This window comes from Paraburkholderia sediminicola, from assembly GCF_046026895.1.
Taxonomy (GTDB): Bacteria; Pseudomonadota; Gammaproteobacteria; order Burkholderiales; family Burkholderiaceae; genus Paraburkholderia; species Paraburkholderia sediminicola_C.
Genome location: NZ_JAQQEU010000035.1, coordinates 66,320 through 84,556 on the forward strand (window position 1 = coordinate 66,320; position 18,237 = coordinate 84,556).

Below are 18,237 nucleotides of genomic sequence, written 5' to 3' on the forward strand. Positions count from 1 at the left end.
CTCCGTGTCCGTTGAATTAAAGCAAAGCCTGTGTCGATCGCGGCTCGGCGCGGCGCAACTCCCATGCCGCGAGACGCGATCAGGCCGGCGCGCGCTGCTGCGTTGGCGGCGCGCTGCCGGCGTTCAGTTCCGATTCAAGGCGATAGGCGGGAGATTTGCCAGTCGCCAGTTTCGCTTGCGCGAGTGTAGAGCAGACGGTCGTGCAGCCGCGACGGCCGGCCCTGCCAAAATTCGATTGCTTCGGGCACCAAACGATAACCGCCCCAATGCGGTGGGCGCGGCGGTTGGTCGCCGTATTGCAGCCTGATTTCACGTTCGCGCGTTTCGAGCTGCGAACGGCTTTCAATTACCCGACTCTGATTCGATGCCCACGCGCCGATGCGCGAACCGAGCGGACGCGACGCGAAATACGTATCGCTTTCCGCCGCGCTGGTTTTGACGATACGGCCTTCCACACGCACCTGGCGTTCCAGCTCGATCCAGTAGAACAGCAGGCTCGCGTAAGGATTGGCGGCGAGTTCGCGGCCCTTGCGGCTCTCGTAATTGGTGAAGAACACGAAGCCGCGCTCGTCGACGCCCTTGATCAGCACGATGCGCGCAGACGGCCGGCCGCGCGAGTCGACGGTGGCTAGCGTCATCGTATTCGGTTCGGGCAGTTTGGCGTTCACGGCCTGTTGGAACCACGTGTCGAATTGACGAATCGGATCGCGGTCGACATCGGCAACGTCCAAAGAACCCAGCGAATAGTTTTTTCGAAGTTCGGCGAGTGAAGTCATGTTCTTATGCGAACGCTACAGTCAGGCAAGTATAGCTAAGGAGTCGGATTTTTGCCCGCGACCAGCGCAAGGCCGCGCACCGTGCGAGTTGCGTGATGCAGCGGCATGAGCCGCGACGGGTTCAGGCAAAATACGGCCTGAGTATGTCTGGACCGCCCGCACCCGTTCGACCCGGGCGGCGCCCCTTTCTGTCGTACCTGTTTTAACGAGCCCTGCCACCATGTCCAGCACCACCGCGCAATCCGATCTTACTACCAGCCTCGACGGGAGTGAAACCGCCGACCGCGCGCGGCGCTTCGGCGGCATCGCGCGCCTGTACGGCGCGCCGGCGCTCGCCGCGTTCGAAGGCGCGCACGTCGCGGTGATCGGCATCGGCGGGGTAGGGTCGTGGGTGGCCGAGGCGCTTGCGCGCAGCGCGCTCGGCACGCTGACGCTGATCGATCTCGACAACGTCGCCGAGAGCAACACTAACCGGCAGATCCATGCGCTCGACGGCAACTACGGAAAACCGAAAGTCGAAGCGATGGCCGAGCGCATCGCGGCGATCAATCCGTACTGCGACGTGCGGCTGATCGAAGACTTCGTCGAGCCGGACAACTTCGCGGCGACACTCGGCGGCGGTTTCGATTACGTGATCGATGCGATCGACAGCGTGCGCACCAAGACCGCGCTGATCGCCTGGTGCGTCGAGCGCAAACAGCCGTTGATCACGGTGGGCGGCGCGGGCGGCCAGCTCGACCCGACGCGCATTCGTATCGACGATCTCGCGTTGACGATCCAGGATCCGTTGCTGTCGAAAGTGCGCGGGCAGTTGCGCAAGCAGCATGGTTTTCCGCGCGGGCCAAAGGCGAAGTTCAAGGTGAGCGCGGTGTACTCGGACGAGCCGCTGATCTACCCGGAAGCCGCCGTTTGCGATATCGACGAAGAAGCCGAGCACGTGAGCACGTCGCCGGGTCACACGGGACCGGTCGGTCTGAACTGCGCGGGGTTTGGTTCGAGCGTATGTGTGACCGCGAGCTTCGGTTTTGCGGCGGCCGCGCATGTGTTGCGGGCGTTGGCGAAACAGGCGACGGTCTGAAGCGATGCGCGCCGCCGAAAATGCGTGGCGCTTCTACGGCATAGCATGAAGTCTGCTCGGCGCGTTTTGGCACAGCGCCGCACATTCAGGCGCGGTGGCCGCATTGGCCGCGACCGCGCCTGAACCCGCATTCGATCAGAACAACGACGCGCTCAGCTTGCGCCGCCACTGCGATACCAGCTCCGGCTGATGCGCGGCCAGATCGAACACCGACAGCATCGTCTTGCGGCCGATGTCATCCCGGAACGAGCGGTCGCGCTGCACGATCGCCAGTAGATGTTCGAGCGCTTGCGCATATTTGCGACGAGCGATGAACGCGCTGGCCAGATCGAAGCGTGCTTCGAGATCGTCGGGCGCGGCGGCCACTTTGGCTTCGAGCGCATCCGTCGGCGGCAGATCGGCGGCGGCATCCACCGCGTCGAGCCGCGTCTTGATCGCGTTGAAGCGCGCGTCGATGCCCTGAGTCGTTTTCGGCGACAGCAGGTCGACTTCATTGCGCGCTTCGTCGATACGGTGGTCTTCCAGCAGCAGTTCGATGCGGTCCATGCGCGCTTCGTCGAAGCCCGGGTCGTAGGCGAGCGCGGCTTGCAGCGCTTCGTACGCATCGTCGCGGCGGCCTTCGGCCAGCGCGGCCTGCGCGTCGAGCCGCGCTACGTCCGCGCCTTGCGGCACGAGCCGCTCGATGAACTCGCGCAGCTGTCCCTCAGGCAATACGCCGATGAATTGATCGACCGGCTGGCCGTCGGCGAACGCCACGACGTGCGGAATGCTGCGCACCTGGAAGTGCGCGGCCAGTTCCTGATTCTCGTCCACGTTGACCTTCACCAGCTTCCATTTGCCGGCCGCTTCGGCTTCGAGCTTTTCCAGCATCGGGCCGAGGGTCTTGCAGGGGCCGCACCACGGCGCCCAGAAATCGACCAGCACGGGGGCCAGTGTCGACGCCGTGATGACGTCCTGTTCGAAAGTGGCCAGAGTGGTGTCCATTGCGTCCTCGTCGATAAAACGGTTTGTGGGTAGATGGGGCCGAACCGCCGGCATTCAATGCGGCGCGCAGGCCGTTGCTGAACTGCCGCTCATTTGCCGTTCGCGTGAGCCAATTTGCGCCCGTTCACGCCCATTAACGCTAATTTGAGCTTATTTGCGCTCCGGCAGCGGAATCCACTCGGTTTCACCCGGCACCTTGCCCATCTCCTGATTCGTCCACGCCTGTTTCGCGGCCTCGATCTTCTCGCGCGAACTAGCGACAAAATTCCACTCGATAAAACGCTCGCCGTCCAGCTTTTCGCCGCCAAGCAACATCACGCGCGCGCCGTGCGTGCTGGCCAGCGTGACTGTTTCGTCGAGCGCGAGCACGGCCATCTGGCCGACTTCGAGCGGTGCGCCGTCGATCTCCAGATCGCCGTCAACCAGGTAGACGCCGCGTTCCTCGTGTTCCGGTTCGAGCGCGAAGGCGCTGCCCGGCGCGAATTCGGCGGCCACGTACAGCGTGCCGGAGAAGGTCGCGACCGGCGACACCGCGCCGAACGCCGTGCCCGCGATCACGCGCAGCGTGACGCCGTTGCGCTCGACGACCGGCAGCGTGTCGGCCGCGTGATGCGCGAACGACGGTTCGATCTCTTCGTCCTCGAGCGGCAGCGCGACCCAGGTCTGGATGCCGTGCATGGTCTGGCCGCTCGCGCGGTCTTCGGCCGGCGAGCGCTCGGAGTGGACGATGCCGCGTCCGGCTGTCATCCAGTTGACGTCGCCGGGGACGATCTTCTGCTCCGAACCGAGGCTGTCGCGATGCATGATCGCGCCTTCGAACAGATAGGTCACGGTGGCGAGGCCGATGTGCGGATGCGGCCGCACGTCGAGGCCGACGCCGGGTTCGAGCGTGGCGGGGCCCATGTGATCGAAGAAGATGAACGGGCCGATCAGGCGCGCCGCCATGGCGGGCAGCACGCGCCGCACGGTCAGACTGCCGACGTCGCGCAGATGCGGTTTGAGGACGGCTTTGATCGAGGAAGTCATGGGCTGCTCGGCTGGAAGGGTGAGGGGAGATTGGGGTCAATGGACGATTCTACTGCGCAGCGCGTGATGCCGACGGCTCGCTGCACCTCGGCGCCTGGCAACTGCGACGCGCGCGGTTACGCCGGGCGCCCGGCTCCGCTAAACTGCTGATCGAATAATCAATTGGAGACCGGGATGTCGCCCAGGGATTTGCTGCTCGCGCTGGTGGTGGTCGTTGCGTGGGGCGTCAATTTCGTCGTGATCAAGGTGGGTTTGCATGGCGTGCCGCCGATGCTGCTCGGCGCATTGCGCTTCACGCTCGCCGCGGTGCCGGCGGTGTTTTTCGTCAAGCGCCCGAATTTGCAGTGGCGCTGGCTGTTCGCCTACGGCGCGACGATCTCGTTCGGTCAATTCGCGTTTCTGTTCTCGGCGATGTACGTCGGCATGCCGGCGGGGCTTGCTTCGCTGGTGTTGCAGGCGCAGGCGTTTTTCACGCTGATGTTCGCGGCGCTTTTTCTGCATGAGCGTCTTCGCTTGCCGAACGTCGCGGGTTTGCTGATCGCGGCGGGCGGGCTCGCGGTGATCGGCCTGCAAGGCGGCCACTCGATGACCGCCGCCGGCTTTGCGCTCACGCTGTGCGCCGCATGCATGTGGGCGCTCGGCAATATCGTCACGAAGAAAGTCGGCAACGTCGATCTCGTCGGGCTGGTGGTGTGGGGCAGTTTGATTCCGCCGCTGCCGTTTTTTGCGGCGTCGTATCTGTTCGAAGGGCCGCAGCGGATCGCGGCCGCGCTGTCGGGCATCAGCGCGATGTCGATCTTCGCGATCGTGTATCTCGCGTTGATCGCGACGTTGATCGGCTACGGGTTATGGAGCCGCATGCTGTCGCGCTATCCGGCGAGCCAGGTCGCGCCGTTTTCGTTGCTGGTACCGATCGTCGGGCTCGCATCCGCGTCGCTCTTTCTCGATGAACAGTTGACCATGGTGCAGATCGCCGGTGCGATGCTGGTGATGGCGGGGCTTGCGGTAAATGTGTTCGGCGGCTGGGTCGTAGAGCGGCTCACGCTGGCGCGCTGAACACCGGCCACGCGAACACGCGTTTCAAGAAGAAGCGGCCGCATCGAGCGGCCGTTTCTTCATTGCATCGCTACACCGTAGCACGCAAAGGCATCACGTCATGCGGTTCTTCGCCAGCGGCGGATTAGCTGCGAAATAGCGCTTGATGCCGTTCATGATCGCGTCGGCCATCTTGTCGCGATACGCGTCGTCGTTCAGACGGCGCTCCTCATCCGGGTTGCTGATGAACGCGGTCTCCACGAGGATCGATGGAATGTCCGGCGCCTTCAGCACCGCGAAACCCGCCTGTTCGACCGAGCCCTTGTGCAGCTTGTTGATCCCGCCGATTTCCTTCAGCACGAAGTTGCCGTAGCGCATCGAGTCGCGAATCTGCGCGGTGGTCGACATATCGAACAGCGCACGATTCACGGTGGCGTCGGCGGACTTGATGTTGATCCCGCCGATCTGATCCGACGAGTTTTCCTTGTTCGCCATCCAGCGCGCCGCCGCGCTCGACGCGCCGTGGTCCGACAACGCGAACACCGACGAGCCTTTCGCCTCCGGCGTGGTGAACGCGTCCGCGTGGATCGACACGAACAGGTCCGCGCCGACGCGGCGCGCCTTCTGCACGCGCACGTTCAGCGGCACGAAGAAGTCGGCGTCGCGCGTCATCATCGCGCGCATGTTCGGCTGCGCGTCGATCTTCGCGCGCAGCTTCTTCGCGATGTCGAGCGCGACGTGCTTCTCGTAGGTGCCCGAGCCGCCGATCGCGCCCGGGTCTTCGCCGCCGTGGCCCGGATCGATGGCGACGGTCAAGAGACGCACCGTGTTGCTCTTGCTGGATTTGGGCGTGCTGAACGCGTAGGTGTCGTCGCCGCCTGCGTCGTCGCTGTCCTGAATGCGCGCGCTGCTGTTGCCACTGTTGCCGCCTTTGTTGCGCGCGAGCGCGGTGGGCGGCGCGAGCGGCACACCCGGCGTGGCCGGCTTGCCGGCGATGATGGGCGCACCGGGCGCGGGTGTGACATGCGCCGGCGCACGCGGCGCAGCGTTGCTGCCGCCGCCATTTTGCGCATAGCGCTCGAAGAACGCTTCGCTATTGTCGGCAGTCGGCGGCGTCGTGCCCGGCCCGCTCAGCGTGGCGGGCGGCACGCCGTTCTCTTCGTCCAGCGTTTGCTGCTTGCGCTCCGTTTGCGCGAGGAGATCCATCAGCGGATCGGGGGCGACTGCCGGATACAGGTCGAACACCAGCCGATACTTATATGCGCCGACCGGCGGCAGCGTGAACACCTGCGGTTTCACCGAACCCTTCAGGTCGAACACCATGCGCACCACGTGCGGCTGATATTGCCCGACCCGCACCGACGAAATCTGCGGATCGTTCGGTGTGATCTTCGACACGAGATCCTTCAGCGCCTGATCCAGATCGAGCCCGCTCAGGTCGACCACCAGCCGGTCCGGTCCCTGCAACAGCTGCTGGGCGTTCTGCAGCGACTGATCGGATTCGATCGTCACGCGCGTGTAGTCGCGCGCCGGCCACACCCGCACGCCGAGCACCGAGCTGGCCATCGCGAGACGCGGTGCGACGAGACCGAGCACGAGCGAGGAGGCGCCCGCCCGCAGAATCTGCCGGCGCCGCCAGTTATGCGTTGCGGTGGCCGCCGATTCGATCGAGCGGAACGGTTTGATCAACATCTTTCGAGACATGCCTTTCCTGATTCGCTGTATGCCCGTGCGACGAGTACGCGGCCGTCGCCCTCGCGGTCCAGGTCGAGCGAGAAGACGAGATCCGGCACGCCGAGCAGACGCCCCGCGCGCTGCGGCCATTCGACGAGGCAGATCGCGCCGCTGTCGAAATATTCGCGAAAGCCCGCGTCGGCCCATTCGGCCGGATCGGTGAATCTGTACAGATCGAAGTGATAGAGCGCGAGTTCCCCTGCGGGCCGCTCGAGCACATAAGGTTCGACCAGCGTGTAAGTGGGACTGCGCACGCGGCCGTTATGGCCGAGGCCGCGCAAGGTGGCGCGCACGAGCGTGGTCTTGCCCGCGCCGAGGTCGCCGACGAGTTGTACCTGCAGTCCGTGGAAGGCGTTACCGCTGGCGGCGATGGCTTCGCGCACGCTTTCGATCGCCTGCGCGAAACGCTTGCCGAATGCGAGCGTAGCGGCTTCGTCCGCAAGCGCGAAAGAGCGTTCGAGCAGGACGGCGGCGGGCGGTTGAATCGCGTGATCGGGATTGACAGGCATTCTCGTAAAATGGCGTGATGAACCGAAGTCCGGAGTCCCCTGTTTCCAGCACGCCCGCGTCTGTCGACGCCGTGCGTGCCGTGCGTCATTTCGATGAAGCGGCGCTGGATGCGCTCGCGCTGAACATCAAAACCTGGGGCCGTGAACTGGGTTTCGGAGCGATCGGCATTAGCGACACCGATCTCTCCGCGGCCGAAGCGCCGCTTGCAGCGTGGCTGGAAGCGGGGTGCCACGGCGAGATGGATTATATGGCGAAACACGGGATGAAACGCGCGCGGCCGGCCGAGCTTGTGGCCGGCACGCTACGCGTGATTACCGCGCGCATCGCCTATTTGCCCTTCGCAACACTGAGCGGCGTCGCCGATGAAGGCACGACTCAGGACGGCCCGCTCGCGCGCGAGTGGCGCGCAGCCGAGCATGCGCGGCTCGCGGACCCGTCGGCGGCGGTCGTGTCGATCTATGCGCGCGGCCGCGACTATCACAAGGTGATGCGTAACCGTTTGCAACATCTGGCCGAGAAAATCGAAGCCGAGATCGGTCCGTTCGGCCATCGCGTATTTACCGATTCGGCGCCGGTGCTGGAAGTAGAACTTGCGCAGAAGGCCGGCATCGGCTGGCGCGGCAAGCACACGCTGCTGCTGCAACGCGATGCGGGCTCCTTGTTTTTCCTCGGCGAAATCTATGTCGACGTGCCGTTGCCGACCGACGCTGAAACCGTGCCCGACGTGGCGCCCGAAACGCCGGGCTCGCATTGCGGCAGTTGCACGCGCTGCATCGGCGCATGTCCGACCGGGGCGATCGTCGCGCCTTACAAGGTCGACGCGCGGTTGTGCATCTCGTATCTCACGATCGAACTGAAAGGCTGTATTCCCCTAGAAATGCGGCCGCTAATCGGCAATCGTGTGTATGGCTGCGACGACTGCCAGCTTGCCTGTCCCTGGAACAAGTTCGCACAGGCCGCGCCGGTCGCCGATTTCGATGTGCGGCATGGGCTCGATCGCGCGTCGCTGGTCGAGTTGTTTGCGTGGAGCGCGGCCGAGTTCGACACGCGCATGCAGGGCAGTGCGATTCGCCGCATCGGCTATGAGAGCTGGCTGCGCAATCTCGCGGTGGGGATGGGCAACGCGCTGCGCGCCGCGTCGGGCAGCTTGAGCGCCGATGCTCGCGAGGCGATCGTGCGCGCGTTGCGGCTGCGCGCCGACGACCCTTCGGCCGTGGTGCGCGAGCACGTGGAATGGGCGTTGGAAGCGGCGTAGAGTAGCGGCAATCCGGCGCGCTGTGATTGTTGAAAGCGTTTTGTGCGGCGCAGTTTGCGTGCAGCGTCGGCGTCCGCATGCAGGTACGCGAGGTTGCAAACCGGCACGCCGCATCAGTGAGGAGCAGGCAATCATGTTCAACGCAGTGATCGAGGCGCCGTTCGGCAAGGTCGGCATTCGTGTCGCCGGCGCGGCCGTGCGCGAGATCGTCTATCTGCCGGACTCGGTGCAAAGCGTCGCGCCCGACACGCCGTTGGCGCGCCAGGCCGTCGAGCAGATCGAGCGTTATTTCGAGTGCGCAGCCACGAAGTTCGAGTTGCCGCTGGCACCGGTTGGCACCGCGTTTCAGCGACGCGTCTGGCAGGCGCTGCGCGAGATTCCGCCCGGCGTCGTGCTGACCTACGGACAGTTGGCCAAGCAGTTGGGCAGCGTGCCGCGCGCGGTCGGTCAGGCCTGCGGCGCGAACGACTTTCTGGTTGTGATTCCTTGTCACCGGGTGGTGAGTTCGAGCGGCATCGGCGGGTTCGCGCATCACGCCGAAGAGGGTTTCTTTCGCAACGTCAAGCGCTGGCTGCTGGCGCATGAAGGCATTCCGTACGCATGAGCGATATCACTGCCGAAGGCGCGAGCGTCGCGTCGTCTTCATCACCCGGGTTCGTGACGAGCCAGGCGTCGATCGACGCGTTCTGCGACGCGCTGTGGCTCGAACACGGGCTGTCGCGCAACACGCTCGACGCGTATCGCCGCGATCTGCGGCTGTTCTGCGAATGGCTCGCGGCGCGGCGCAATGCGTCGCTCGACAGCGCCAGCGAGGCCGATCTCAACGCCTATAGTGCCGCGCGGCACAAAGACAAATCGACCTCGGCGAACCGGCGGCTCTCGGTGTTTCGCCGCTATTACGCGTGGGCGGTGCGCGAGCATCGCGCAACGGTCGACCCGACACTGCGCATCCGCTCGGCCAAACAGCCGCCGCGCTTTCCGTCGACGCTCAGCGAAGCGCAAGTCGAAGCGCTGCTCGGCGCACCCGACCTCGACGCGCCGCTGGGTCTGCGCGATCGCACGATGCTGGAGTTGATGTACGCAAGCGGTTTGCGCGTCACCGAACTCGTCACGCTGAAGACGGTGGAAGTGGGGCTGAACGACGGCGTCGTGCGCGTGATGGGCAAGGGCTCGAAAGAGCGTCTGATTCCGTTCGGCGAAGAGGCGCACGGGTGGATCGAACGCTACTTGCGCGAAGCGCGGCCTGCGCTGCTCGGCGCGCGCGCCGCGGATGCGCTATTCTTGACTAGCCGCGCTGAAGGCATGACGCGCCAGCAGTTCTGGAACATCATCAAGCGACACGCGGCGGCGGCCGGCGTGCATGCGCCGTTGTCGCCGCATACGTTGCGGCACGCGTTCGCCACGCATCTGCTCAATCACGGCGCCGACTTGCGCGTGGTGCAACTGCTGCTCGGCCACACCGATATTTCGACCACGCAGATCTACACGCACGTGGCCCGCGAACGTTTGAAGTCGCTGCATGCGGTGCATCATCCGCGCGGGTGATGCACGCCTGGCTTGGGCTCGTGCGTGCCCCCGGTGTATCGAAGTCAGATGAACTCGCGCAACCGGTGCTTGAGAATCTTGCCGGTCGACGCAGCCGGCAGCGCGGCGAGCACCTTCAATTCGGCGGGCCGCTTGTACGGCGCAAGACGCTCGCCGCACCACGCGATCAATTCAGCGGGCGTCACGTTCGCCCCCGCGATCAATTCGACGAACGCGATCACTTCCTCGTTGCCCTCGACCGCGCGTCCGATCACCGCCGACTGCACGACCCGCGGATGCGCGTTCAGCACATGTTCGACCTCGGCGGGATAGACGTTGAACCCCGAGCGGATGATTAGCTCCTTGCTGCGCCCGACGATATGCAACGCACCGTCCGCGCCCTGCCGCGCGAGATCGCCGGTCTTGAGCCAGCCGTCTGCGGTCACGGCCGCGCGGGTTTGCTCCGGACTGCGGTAGTAGCCGAGCATCGCGTTCGGCCCGCGCACCCATAGCTCGCCGATTTCGCCCGGCGCGGCATCCACGCCGTCGAGCCCGACGAACTTCACCTCGACGCCCGGAATGACCTCGCCGACCGAGCAGTCGCTGCGCGGCGCGTCGAGCATCGTATGCGAAACGGTCGGGCTGCTCTCGGTCATGCCGTAGCCGTTGTGCAGCGGTAGACCGTAGACGGCTTCGACCTGCTCTTTCAGTGCGGCGTCGAGTGGCGAGCCGCCCGAATAAGCGAAGCGAAGATGTGGCGCGGACCACGCGAGCCCCTGCGTCTGCAGATGTTCGAGCAGTTTGGCGTGCATGGCCGGCACGCCCTGGAAGATCGACACGCGTTCGTCGGCGAGCGCCCGGCGCACGGCTTGCGGCGTGAAGCGCGGCGCGAGCCGCAAGGTCGCGCCTGCGTGAAGGCTGCCTAGACATACCGAAGCGAAGCCGTACACGTGCGAGATCGGCAGCACCGCATACACGACGTCTTCGGGTCCGACCTTGCGCAGGCGGCTGGAGACCGCCGCGATGTACAGCAGATTGCGATGCGACAGCATCACGCCTTTCGGTGCGCCGGTGGTGCCGGTGGTGTAAATCAGCGCGGCGCATTGACGGTCGTTCGCGGCTTCGACCGGTTCGGCTTGCACCGCATTGTCCACCGTGTACGACCATGCGCCGATGTCTGGCGTGATGGACGGCGCGTCCATCGCTTGATGGCGCTCGGCATGCTGCCCCGCATCGCTGGAGCTTTCCACCGCATACGCGACCACGCGAGGCTGCGCATGGACGCGGATCGAGTCGAGTTCAGCCGCGGACAGCCGCGCATTCGACACCAACGCCCATGCGTCGAGCCGCGCGGCCGCGAACAGCAGCACGATCTGCGCGATGCTGTTCTCCGCGACGATCATCACGCGATCGCCGCCGCGCACGCCCCATTCGCGCAACAGCGCGGTGACGGCGTCGACGGCTTGCAGCAATTGCGCGCTGGTCAGGCGGCGCGCATCCTCGATCAACGCAACGTGCCGCGGATCGCGGGCGGCGGCGAGCGCCGGAATCTCGGCGATGCGCGCGGGCAGCGCGGCCAGCAGGGCGGGAAGGTCGATCGAGGAACGGATGGATGAAACGGGATTCAACGCGGTCTCCTGAAAACGATTCGGTGCGTGGCGCGCGCTGCGCTGCAAGGTTTTCGAACGATCGTGCCACAAGCGCCGGACCCGCACAATTGGCCATTCGGCAAATAGCCGTGGCGCAATCTCGCCATTACAATGCGCCGATGAGCAAATCCAGACACGTCTCCGAAACGCCCGCCACGCAGTTTCTGCGCCGTCACGGCGTCACGTTCGGCGAGCATCCTTACGATTATGTCGAGCATGGCGGCACCGGCGAATCGGCGCGCCAGCTCGGCGTGGACGAACATCATGTCGTGAAGACCCTCGTGATGGAAGACGAGCATGCGAAGCCGCTGATCGTGCTGATGCACGGCGACCGTACCGTCAGCACCAAGAACCTTGCGCGGCAGATCGGCGCGAAGCGCGTCGAGCCTTGCAAGCCCGAGGTGGCGAACCGGCATTCCGGCTACCTGATCGGCGGCACGTCGCCGTTCGGCACGCGCAAGCCGATGCCGGTCTATGTCGAGTCGACCATTCTCGAGATGGATCGGATCTGGCTGAACGGCGGCCGGCGCGGTTTTCTGGTCAGCATCGACCCGAAGGTGCTGACCGAACGGCTGGCGGCGAAGGCAGTGCAGTGCGCGAGCGTCGATTGACGTTTGCGCGAATGCTTTCCGGGCGGGTGCGTTCGATAGAATGTGCGCCGCTTTGTTTCGAGTTGCAGGCCCTGTTGTGTTCCCTGTTGCGGTTGGGGTGTCGAGTTTCAGACCGCGGTTCCTTATAAGAGTCCCAGATGCAAAACCTGATCGCTGCTGTCGTTGCCTATCTGATCGGTTCGGTGTCGTTCGCCGTGATCGTGAGCGCCGCGATGGGCCTCGACGACCCGCGCTCGTACGGCTCGGGCAACCCGGGCGCCACCAACGTGCTGCGCAGCGGCAGCAAGAAGGCGGCGATTCTCACGCTGATCGGCGACGCCTTCAAGGGCTGGCTGCCGGTATGGTTCGTCGTGCATTTCGGCGCGCGCTATGGGCTCGACGACACGTCGGTGGCGATCGTGTCGGTCGCCGTGTTTCTCGGCCACCTGTATCCGGTTTTCTTCCGCTTCAAGGGCGGCAAGGGCGTCGCGACCGCGGCGGGCGTGCTGCTCGCGATCAATCCGACGCTCGGCGTCGCGACCCTGCTGACCTGGCTGATCGTCGCGTTCTTCACCCGTTATTCGTCGCTGGCGGCGTTGGCCGCCGCAGTGTTCGCGCCGCTCTTCTATGCGTTCCTGTTTGGACCGCGTGTTATCGCGCTCGCGATCGTCGTGATGAGTTCGCTGCTGGTGTGGCGTCATCGCGGCAACATCGCGAAGCTGATGCGCGGGCAGGAGAGCCGGATCGGGGATAAGAAGAAGGCGGCCAGTCCGACGGCGGGGAACGATCTTTGAGGTTTTGAGGCCTTGAGGCTTGGCGTTTTTGAAGCTTGAGGCTTTGGGATTTTCAGGCGCGGGCGTGCCGCGTATCGGCGAGGCGGGTTGCTAGCAAACCTCGCACGGGCCTCGGCGTGTTTTAACGGTTGCGCTGCTGCCCGTTTCGTCGGGCGCGCACCTACGCGGCGCCCCTTGCCTCAGTCGCGGAAGTTGTTGAAGTCGAGCGGCGTATCGGTCACGTCCTTGCGCAGCATCGCGATCACGCTTTGCAGATCGTCGCGCTTGCCGCCGGTGATGCGCACAGCGTCGCCCTGAATGCTCGCCTGGACCTTGATCTTGCTGTCCTTCACGAGGCGCACGATTTTCTTCGACAGGTCGCCGGACACGCCTTTCTTGATCTTGATGACCTGCTTGACCTTGTCGCCGCCAATCTTCTCGATCTTCCCGGAGTCGAGAAAGCGCACGTCCACGTTGCGCTTGGCCATTTTCGACAGCAGCACGTCTTTCACCTGGCCGAGCTTGAAATCGTCGTCGGCGTAAGCGGTGATTTCGTTTTCCTTATGTTCGACGCGCGCGTCCGACCCTTTGAAGTCGAAGCGCGTGGAAATTTCCTTGTTGGACTGCTCGATCGCGTTCTTGACTTCGATCATGTTCGCTTCGCAGACGACGTCAAACGATGGCATTGCATTCTCCCAATAGTGCTGCGGTGTGTGACGCGGCCGGGCGGCTGAGCACGGGGCACTCGCTATAATCACGGACCGGACGTCATTTTACCGACGCCGCTCCCTTTTGCCCAAGGCCGCCGCGCATTGTCGCGCGGCCCGGGTTCGATCTGGCCGTATTCCTTCATTCGCCGTTTCATTGTTCTGATTCCGATGTCCCAATCCGATTCCACTGCGTTCATTGCCGGCTACCCGCTGAAGGCGCACAACACCTTCGGTTTCGATGTGCGTGCGCAGTTTGCATGCCGGATCCAGCGCGAAGAGCACTTGATGGCCGCGGTGCGCGATGCGCGCGCGGCCGGTCTGCCGCGTCTCGTGCTGGGCGGCGGCAGCAATGTCGTGCTGACCGGCGATTTCGCCGGGCTGGTGTTGCTGGTGGCGTTGCGCGGCCGCCGTGTGGTGCGCGAGGACGACGACGCATGGTATGTCGAAGCCGCTGGCGGCGAACCGTGGCACGAGTTTGTCGCGTGGACGTTGTCGCAAGGGCTGCCCGGCCTCGAGAACCTCGCGCTGATTCCAGGCACGGTGGGAGCCGCTCCGATCCAGAACATCGGCGCGTATGGGCTGGAAATGTGCGAGCGGTTCGCATCGCTGCGCGCGGTGGAGCTGGCGACGGGCGAGGTGGTCGAACTCGACGCGCAGGCTTGCCGCTTCGGCTATCGCGACAGTTTCTTCAAGCGGGAAGGGCGTGACCGTTTCGTGATCACGTCGGTGACGTTCCGTTTGCCGAAGGCTTGGCAACCGCGCGCCGGCTATGCAGATCTGGCGCGTGAATTGGCCGCTGTCGGCTATTCCGAACAGGCCGGCAAGCCGCCGACCGCGCAGGCCATCTTCGATGCAGTGGTGGCGGTGCGGCGCGCGAAGCTGCCCGATCCGCTGCAACTCGGCAACGCCGGGAGCTTCTTCAAGAATCCGGTGGTCGACGCGGCGCAGTTCGATGCGTTGAAGCGTCAGGAGCCGGATGTCGTGTCCTACCTTCAGCCGGATGGCCGGGTGAAGCTGGCCGCAGGCTGGCTGATCGACCGGTGCGGCTGGAAAGGCCGTGCGATGGGCGCGGCGGGCGTGCACGAGAGACAGGCGCTGGTGCTGGTGAATCGCGGCGGAGCGAACGGCGCGGAGGTGTTGGCGCTCGCCGGGGCAATCCGGCGCGACGTGTCGGAGCGATTCGGCGTGGAGCTGGAGGCGGAGCCGGTTTGTTTGTGAGCGCGGTGAATCGCACTGAATGCACGGCTTGAGGAAGTGGGGCGCTGCAATTGAAAAAAGGCGCCGGGAGAAATCCTCCCGGCGCCTTTTTATCGCCCGCATTCTGGCTCAGGCCGCGCGTTACGGCGCCTGACCTTCGCTTACGCGAAGCCAGCCTTCACCGGCACGCTATCAGCCGCGCTGACGGCGAGCGTTTTCCGCAATCCGCATACGCAGCGCGTTCAGCTTGATGAACCCGCCGGCGTCCGCCTGGTTGTACGCGCCGCCGTCGTCGTCGAACGTGGCGATGGTCTTGTCGAACAGCGTTTCCTTCGAATCGCGCGCGACCACCGAGACGCTGCCCTTGTACAGCTTGACGCGCACCCAGCCGTTGACCTTCTCCTGCGTATGGTCGATCAGCACCTGGATCGCGCGGCGCTCCGGGCTCCACCAGTAGCCGTTGTAAATCAGCGACGCGTAACGGGCCATCAGGTCGTCTTTCAGGTGCGCCACTTCGCGGTCGAGCGTGATCGATTCGATGCCGCGGTGCGCCTTGAGCATGATGGTGCCGCCCGGCGTTTCATAGCAGCCGCGCGACTTCATGCCGACATAACGGTTTTCCACCAGATCCAGACGGCCGATACCGTGCTTGCCGCCCAGGCGGTTCAGCTCGGTCAGCATTTCCGCCGCCGACAGACGTTTGCCGTTGATCGCGACCGGATCGCCGTGCTCGTACTCGATGTCGAGGTATTCAGCCTGATCCGGCGCCTGTTCCGGCGACACGGTCCAGCGCCACATATCGGCTTCGGCTTCGGCTTTCGGGTCTTCCAGGTGACGGCCTTCGAACGAGATGTGCAGCAGGTTCGCATCCATCGAATACGGCGCGCCGCCTTGCTTGTGCTTCATTTCGATCGGAATGCCGGCTTTTTCCGCGTACGCGAGCAGCTTTTCACGCGACAGCAGATCCCACTCGCGCCACGGTGCGATCACCTTGATGCCCGGTTCCAGCGCGTAGTAGCCGAGTTCAAAGCGAACCTGGTCGTTGCCCTTGCCGGTAGCGCCGTGCGACACCGCTTGTGCGCCGGTGTCGCGGGCGATTTCGATCTGACGCTTGGCGATCAGCGGACGCGCAATCGACGTGCCCAGCAGGTACTCGCCTTCATAGATCGTGTTGGCACGGAACATCGGGAACACGAAGTCGCGCACGAATTCTTCGCGCAGGTCTTCGATGAAGATGTTTTCCTGCTTGATGCCGAGCTGCAGGGCTTTCTTGCGCGCCGGCTCGAGCTCCTCGCCTTGGCCGATGTCGGCCGTGAACGTGACGACTTCGGCGTCGTAATTGTCCTGCAACCACTTCAGGATGACGGAGGTGTCGAGGCCGCCCGAATAGGCGAGCACGACTTTCTTGATATCGCTCATGGTGAACTCGTAGCTGGAAAAAGCGGGAAAACAACGCGCACCGGCGGTTCCGGGGCGCGGAAAGGCACTATTTTGACACTAAACCGCCGGGCGCCCGCGTTTTGGGGGCGGTTCGGCGATGCAGCCGGGTCTGCTTCGCAGCAGTGGATTCCGGCCCGGTGCGCGGCGCTGATGTGGATGTGTTGCCTGGTGTTCAAGGCCCCGCCGCGCCTCACGCAGATGCTGGAGAGGGCCTCGCTCAGTGATTCAGCTTGCCCAGCAGCAGGTATTCCAACAGCGCCTTTTGCACGTGCAGACGGTTTTCCGCTTCGTCCCACACGACGCTTTGCGGCCCGTCGATCACTTCAGCGCTGACTTCCTCGCCACGGTGGGCGGGCAGGCAGTGCATGAAGAGCGCATCCGGATTGGCGCGCGCCATCATTTCGGCGTCGACGCACCAGTCGGCGAAGGCTTTCTTCCGCGCTTCGTTTTCGGCCTCGAAGCCCATGCTGGTCCACACGTCGGTGGTGACGAGGTCGGCGCCCGCACAGGCCTCGTTCGGGTCGTCGAATTCCTCGTAGAACGGCGCGCTTTCGGCGGCGACCATAGCGCGGTCGAGCTTGTAGCCCGGCGGCGTGGACAGGCGCAGCTTGAAGCCGAGAATCTGCGCAGCTTCGATCCACGTGTACAGCATGTTGTTCGCGTCGCCGACCCACGCGACCGTCTTGCCGCGAATCGGACCGCGATGCTCGAAGTACGTGAAGATGTCGGCCAGCACCTGGCAGGGGTGATATTCGTTGGTCAGTCCGTTGATCACCGGCACGCGCGAATTCTCGGCGAAGCGCTCGATGATGTCCTGGCCGAACGTGCGGATCATGATGATGTCGACCATGCGCGAGATTACCTGCGCGGCGTCTTCGATCGGTTCGCCGCGGCCGAGCTGCGTGTCGCGCGTGTTCATGAAGACCGCGTGGCCGCCCAGCTGGAAGATGCCGGCTTCGAACGACAGGCGCGTGCGCGTCGAATTCTTTTCGAAGATCATTGCCAGCGTGCGATCGTGCAGCGGATGGTAGGTCTCGTAGTTCTTGAACTTGCGCTTCAGAATGCGCGCGCGTTCCAGCAGGTACTCGTAGTCGTCCAGCGAGAAATCCTTGAACTGCAGGTAGTGGCGAATTTTCTTGGCGGTCATGAAACAAATACGGCGGTCTCACCCGGCAGGATTGCCGGACGGCGCCGCCGTCGTTTGTGGTAACTCAATGCAGCATAATGGATTTCGCCGCGTTTGACGAGTCGGCGAAAAGGCCGGGCAAGCCGTCTGACAGGCTCGCGGGGGGCTCGGGTGAAGCTTGTGTGCGCTGCGGAAAAGGGTCCGCTGCGCTATAATCTACGGGTTATCCCAAAGCCCAGCAGCGCGGTATTTCGCTTGCGGGACACGGCCCGCGCGGTGCGCCAGGCCTGCCCGCGGTGCGCCGTCATGGCCCGCATCGGGGCGGCCCAGCCGGTCCCTGGCGGTTGCTGATGGCGCCGCTCGCCGTCGCGGCGTATATGGCGGCTAGCGGCAACTTCGCTCATGTAAGGCCGGCGTGCCACTGGCGTAAGGCCGGCGTGCCACCGGCTTTGCCGTCATCCCGCTGGGCAGTCACACAGGTATTCCTACATGGCCGAAACAGCTCCAACCGAATATTTCATTCAGGGCATCACGTCGACGGGAAAAAAGTTTCGGCCGAGCGACTGGTCGGAGCGGCTCGCAGGCGTGATGGCGTGTTTTGGTCCCGGTGCGAGAAAGGGGCCAAACGCTTATCTGCAGTACTCGCTGTATGTCCGGCCGACCATGATCGGCGACCTCAAGTGCGTGATTCTCGATTCGCGTTTGCGCGACATCGAACCGATGGCATTCGATTTCGTCCTCAACTTTGCGAAAGACAACGACCTCGTGGTGACGGAAGCGTGCGAGTTGGAACTGGAGCGCGCCGCGCCGCTGGCCAAGAGGCACGTTAT

Annotated in this window: 18 protein-coding genes; 9 read left to right on the forward strand and 9 right to left on the reverse strand. The window is 64.4% G+C overall.

Going from position 1 to position 18,237, the window contains the following annotated elements; all coding sequences use genetic code 11:
• Positions 1 to 134: 134 nt before the first annotated feature.
• Positions 135 to 776, reverse strand: coding sequence for a pyridoxamine 5'-phosphate oxidase (gene pdxH / locus PQR02_RS23400; RefSeq protein WP_408236498.1), 642 nt, complete (start codon positions 774 to 776; stop codon positions 135 to 137).
• 220 nt (positions 777 to 996) lie between these two features.
• Here pdxH and tcdA point away from each other — a divergent pair, with 220 nt between their 5' ends.
• A complete protein-coding gene (gene tcdA / locus PQR02_RS23405; protein WP_408236501.1) occupies positions 997 to 1,854 on the forward strand; it encodes a tRNA cyclic N6-threonylcarbamoyladenosine(37) synthase TcdA in 858 nt (285 codons plus the stop codon).
• A gap of 135 nt (positions 1,855 to 1,989) precedes the next feature.
• On the opposite strand, the gene trxA is transcribed toward tcdA, so the two are convergent.
• Together trxA and PQR02_RS23415 are read right to left on the reverse strand one after the other, a co-directional pair.
• On the reverse strand, positions 1,990 to 2,838 hold the full coding sequence (gene trxA / locus PQR02_RS23410; RefSeq protein ID WP_408236504.1) for a thioredoxin: 849 nt from the start codon (positions 2,836 to 2,838) through the stop codon (positions 1,990 to 1,992).
• 150 nt (positions 2,839 to 2,988) lie between these two features.
• The gene (locus PQR02_RS23415) at positions 2,989 to 3,864 is read right to left on the reverse strand and encodes a pirin family protein (RefSeq protein WP_408236507.1); all 876 of its coding nucleotides are present in this window, start codon (positions 3,862 to 3,864) and stop codon (positions 2,989 to 2,991) included.
• 174 nt (positions 3,865 to 4,038) lie between these two features.
• Here PQR02_RS23415 and PQR02_RS23420 point away from each other — a divergent pair, with 174 nt between their 5' ends.
• On the forward strand, positions 4,039 to 4,920 hold the full coding sequence (locus PQR02_RS23420) for an EamA family transporter (RefSeq protein ID WP_408236510.1): 882 nt from the start codon (positions 4,039 to 4,041) through the stop codon (positions 4,918 to 4,920).
• Between the two features lie 93 nt (positions 4,921 to 5,013).
• Here PQR02_RS23420 and PQR02_RS23425 read toward each other — a convergent pair whose 3' ends face one another.
• Both PQR02_RS23425 and tsaE read right to left on the reverse strand, forming a co-directional pair.
• Positions 5,014 to 6,603, reverse strand: a complete 1,590-nt coding sequence (locus tag PQR02_RS23425) for an N-acetylmuramoyl-L-alanine amidase (RefSeq protein ID WP_408236513.1) — start codon at positions 6,601 to 6,603, stop codon at positions 5,014 to 5,016.
• Positions 6,585 to 7,142: a tRNA (adenosine(37)-N6)-threonylcarbamoyltransferase complex ATPase subunit type 1 TsaE gene (gene tsaE, locus PQR02_RS23430; protein WP_408236516.1), complete on the reverse strand. Its 558-nt coding sequence runs from the start codon at positions 7,140 to 7,142 to the stop codon at positions 6,585 to 6,587. The genes PQR02_RS23425 and tsaE overlap by 19 nt, the downstream gene beginning before the upstream one ends.
• A 17-nt stretch (positions 7,143 to 7,159) precedes the next feature.
• Between tsaE and queG the strand changes: the two genes are divergently transcribed.
• From queG to xerD, 3 genes are all read left to right on the forward strand, one after another.
• A complete protein-coding gene (queG, locus tag PQR02_RS23435; protein ID WP_408236519.1) occupies positions 7,160 to 8,398 on the forward strand; it encodes a tRNA epoxyqueuosine(34) reductase QueG in 1,239 nt (412 codons plus the stop codon).
• 133 nt (positions 8,399 to 8,531) lie between these two features.
• Entirely contained in the window at positions 8,532 to 9,002 is a 471-nt protein-coding gene (locus PQR02_RS23440; protein WP_408236522.1) for a methylated-DNA--[protein]-cysteine S-methyltransferase, read from the forward strand.
• A complete protein-coding gene (xerD, locus tag PQR02_RS23445; RefSeq protein WP_408236525.1) occupies positions 8,999 to 9,943 on the forward strand; it encodes a site-specific tyrosine recombinase XerD in 945 nt (314 codons plus the stop codon). Before PQR02_RS23440 ends, xerD begins: the two co-directional genes overlap by 4 nt.
• 44 nt (positions 9,944 to 9,987) lie before the next feature.
• On the opposite strand, the gene PQR02_RS23450 is transcribed toward xerD, so the two are convergent.
• Positions 9,988 to 11,550, reverse strand: coding sequence for a class I adenylate-forming enzyme family protein (locus PQR02_RS23450; protein WP_408236528.1), 1,563 nt, complete (start codon positions 11,548 to 11,550; stop codon positions 9,988 to 9,990).
• Positions 11,551 to 11,690: 140 nt separating this feature from the next.
• Between PQR02_RS23450 and ybaK the strand changes: the two genes are divergently transcribed.
• Together ybaK and plsY are read left to right on the forward strand one after the other, a co-directional pair.
• Complete coding sequence (gene ybaK, locus PQR02_RS23455) at positions 11,691 to 12,182, forward strand: Cys-tRNA(Pro) deacylase (protein ID WP_408236531.1); 492 nt, start codon at positions 11,691 to 11,693, stop codon at positions 12,180 to 12,182.
• A 137-nt stretch (positions 12,183 to 12,319) separates the two neighbouring features.
• Positions 12,320 to 12,955 (forward strand): glycerol-3-phosphate 1-O-acyltransferase PlsY, encoded by a 636-nt coding sequence (plsY, locus tag PQR02_RS23460; RefSeq protein WP_408236534.1) that lies wholly within the window; start codon positions 12,320 to 12,322, stop codon positions 12,953 to 12,955.
• 179 nt (positions 12,956 to 13,134) lie between these two features.
• Here the strand turns inward: plsY and PQR02_RS23465 are convergent, their stop codons facing one another.
• Complete coding sequence (locus PQR02_RS23465) at positions 13,135 to 13,620, reverse strand: YajQ family cyclic di-GMP-binding protein (protein WP_408236537.1); 486 nt, start codon at positions 13,618 to 13,620, stop codon at positions 13,135 to 13,137.
• A gap of 192 nt (positions 13,621 to 13,812) precedes the next feature.
• Here PQR02_RS23465 and murB point away from each other — a divergent pair, with 192 nt between their 5' ends.
• Positions 13,813 to 14,862 (forward strand): UDP-N-acetylmuramate dehydrogenase, encoded by a 1,050-nt coding sequence (murB, locus tag PQR02_RS23470; RefSeq protein WP_408236540.1) that lies wholly within the window; start codon positions 13,813 to 13,815, stop codon positions 14,860 to 14,862.
• A 171-nt stretch (positions 14,863 to 15,033) separates the two neighbouring features.
• Here murB and PQR02_RS23475 read toward each other — a convergent pair whose 3' ends face one another.
• Both PQR02_RS23475 and argF read right to left on the reverse strand, forming a co-directional pair.
• Complete coding sequence (locus PQR02_RS23475) at positions 15,034 to 16,260, reverse strand: argininosuccinate synthase (protein WP_408236543.1); 1,227 nt, start codon at positions 16,258 to 16,260, stop codon at positions 15,034 to 15,036.
• A gap of 238 nt (positions 16,261 to 16,498) precedes the next feature.
• On the reverse strand, positions 16,499 to 17,428 hold the full coding sequence (gene argF / locus PQR02_RS23480; RefSeq protein ID WP_408236546.1) for an ornithine carbamoyltransferase: 930 nt from the start codon (positions 17,426 to 17,428) through the stop codon (positions 16,499 to 16,501).
• A 468-nt stretch (positions 17,429 to 17,896) separates the two neighbouring features.
• Here argF and PQR02_RS23485 point away from each other — a divergent pair.
• Positions 17,897 to 18,237 (forward strand): DUF3579 domain-containing protein (locus PQR02_RS23485; protein ID WP_408236549.1); only part of this gene is annotated, 341 nt, incomplete at its 3' end.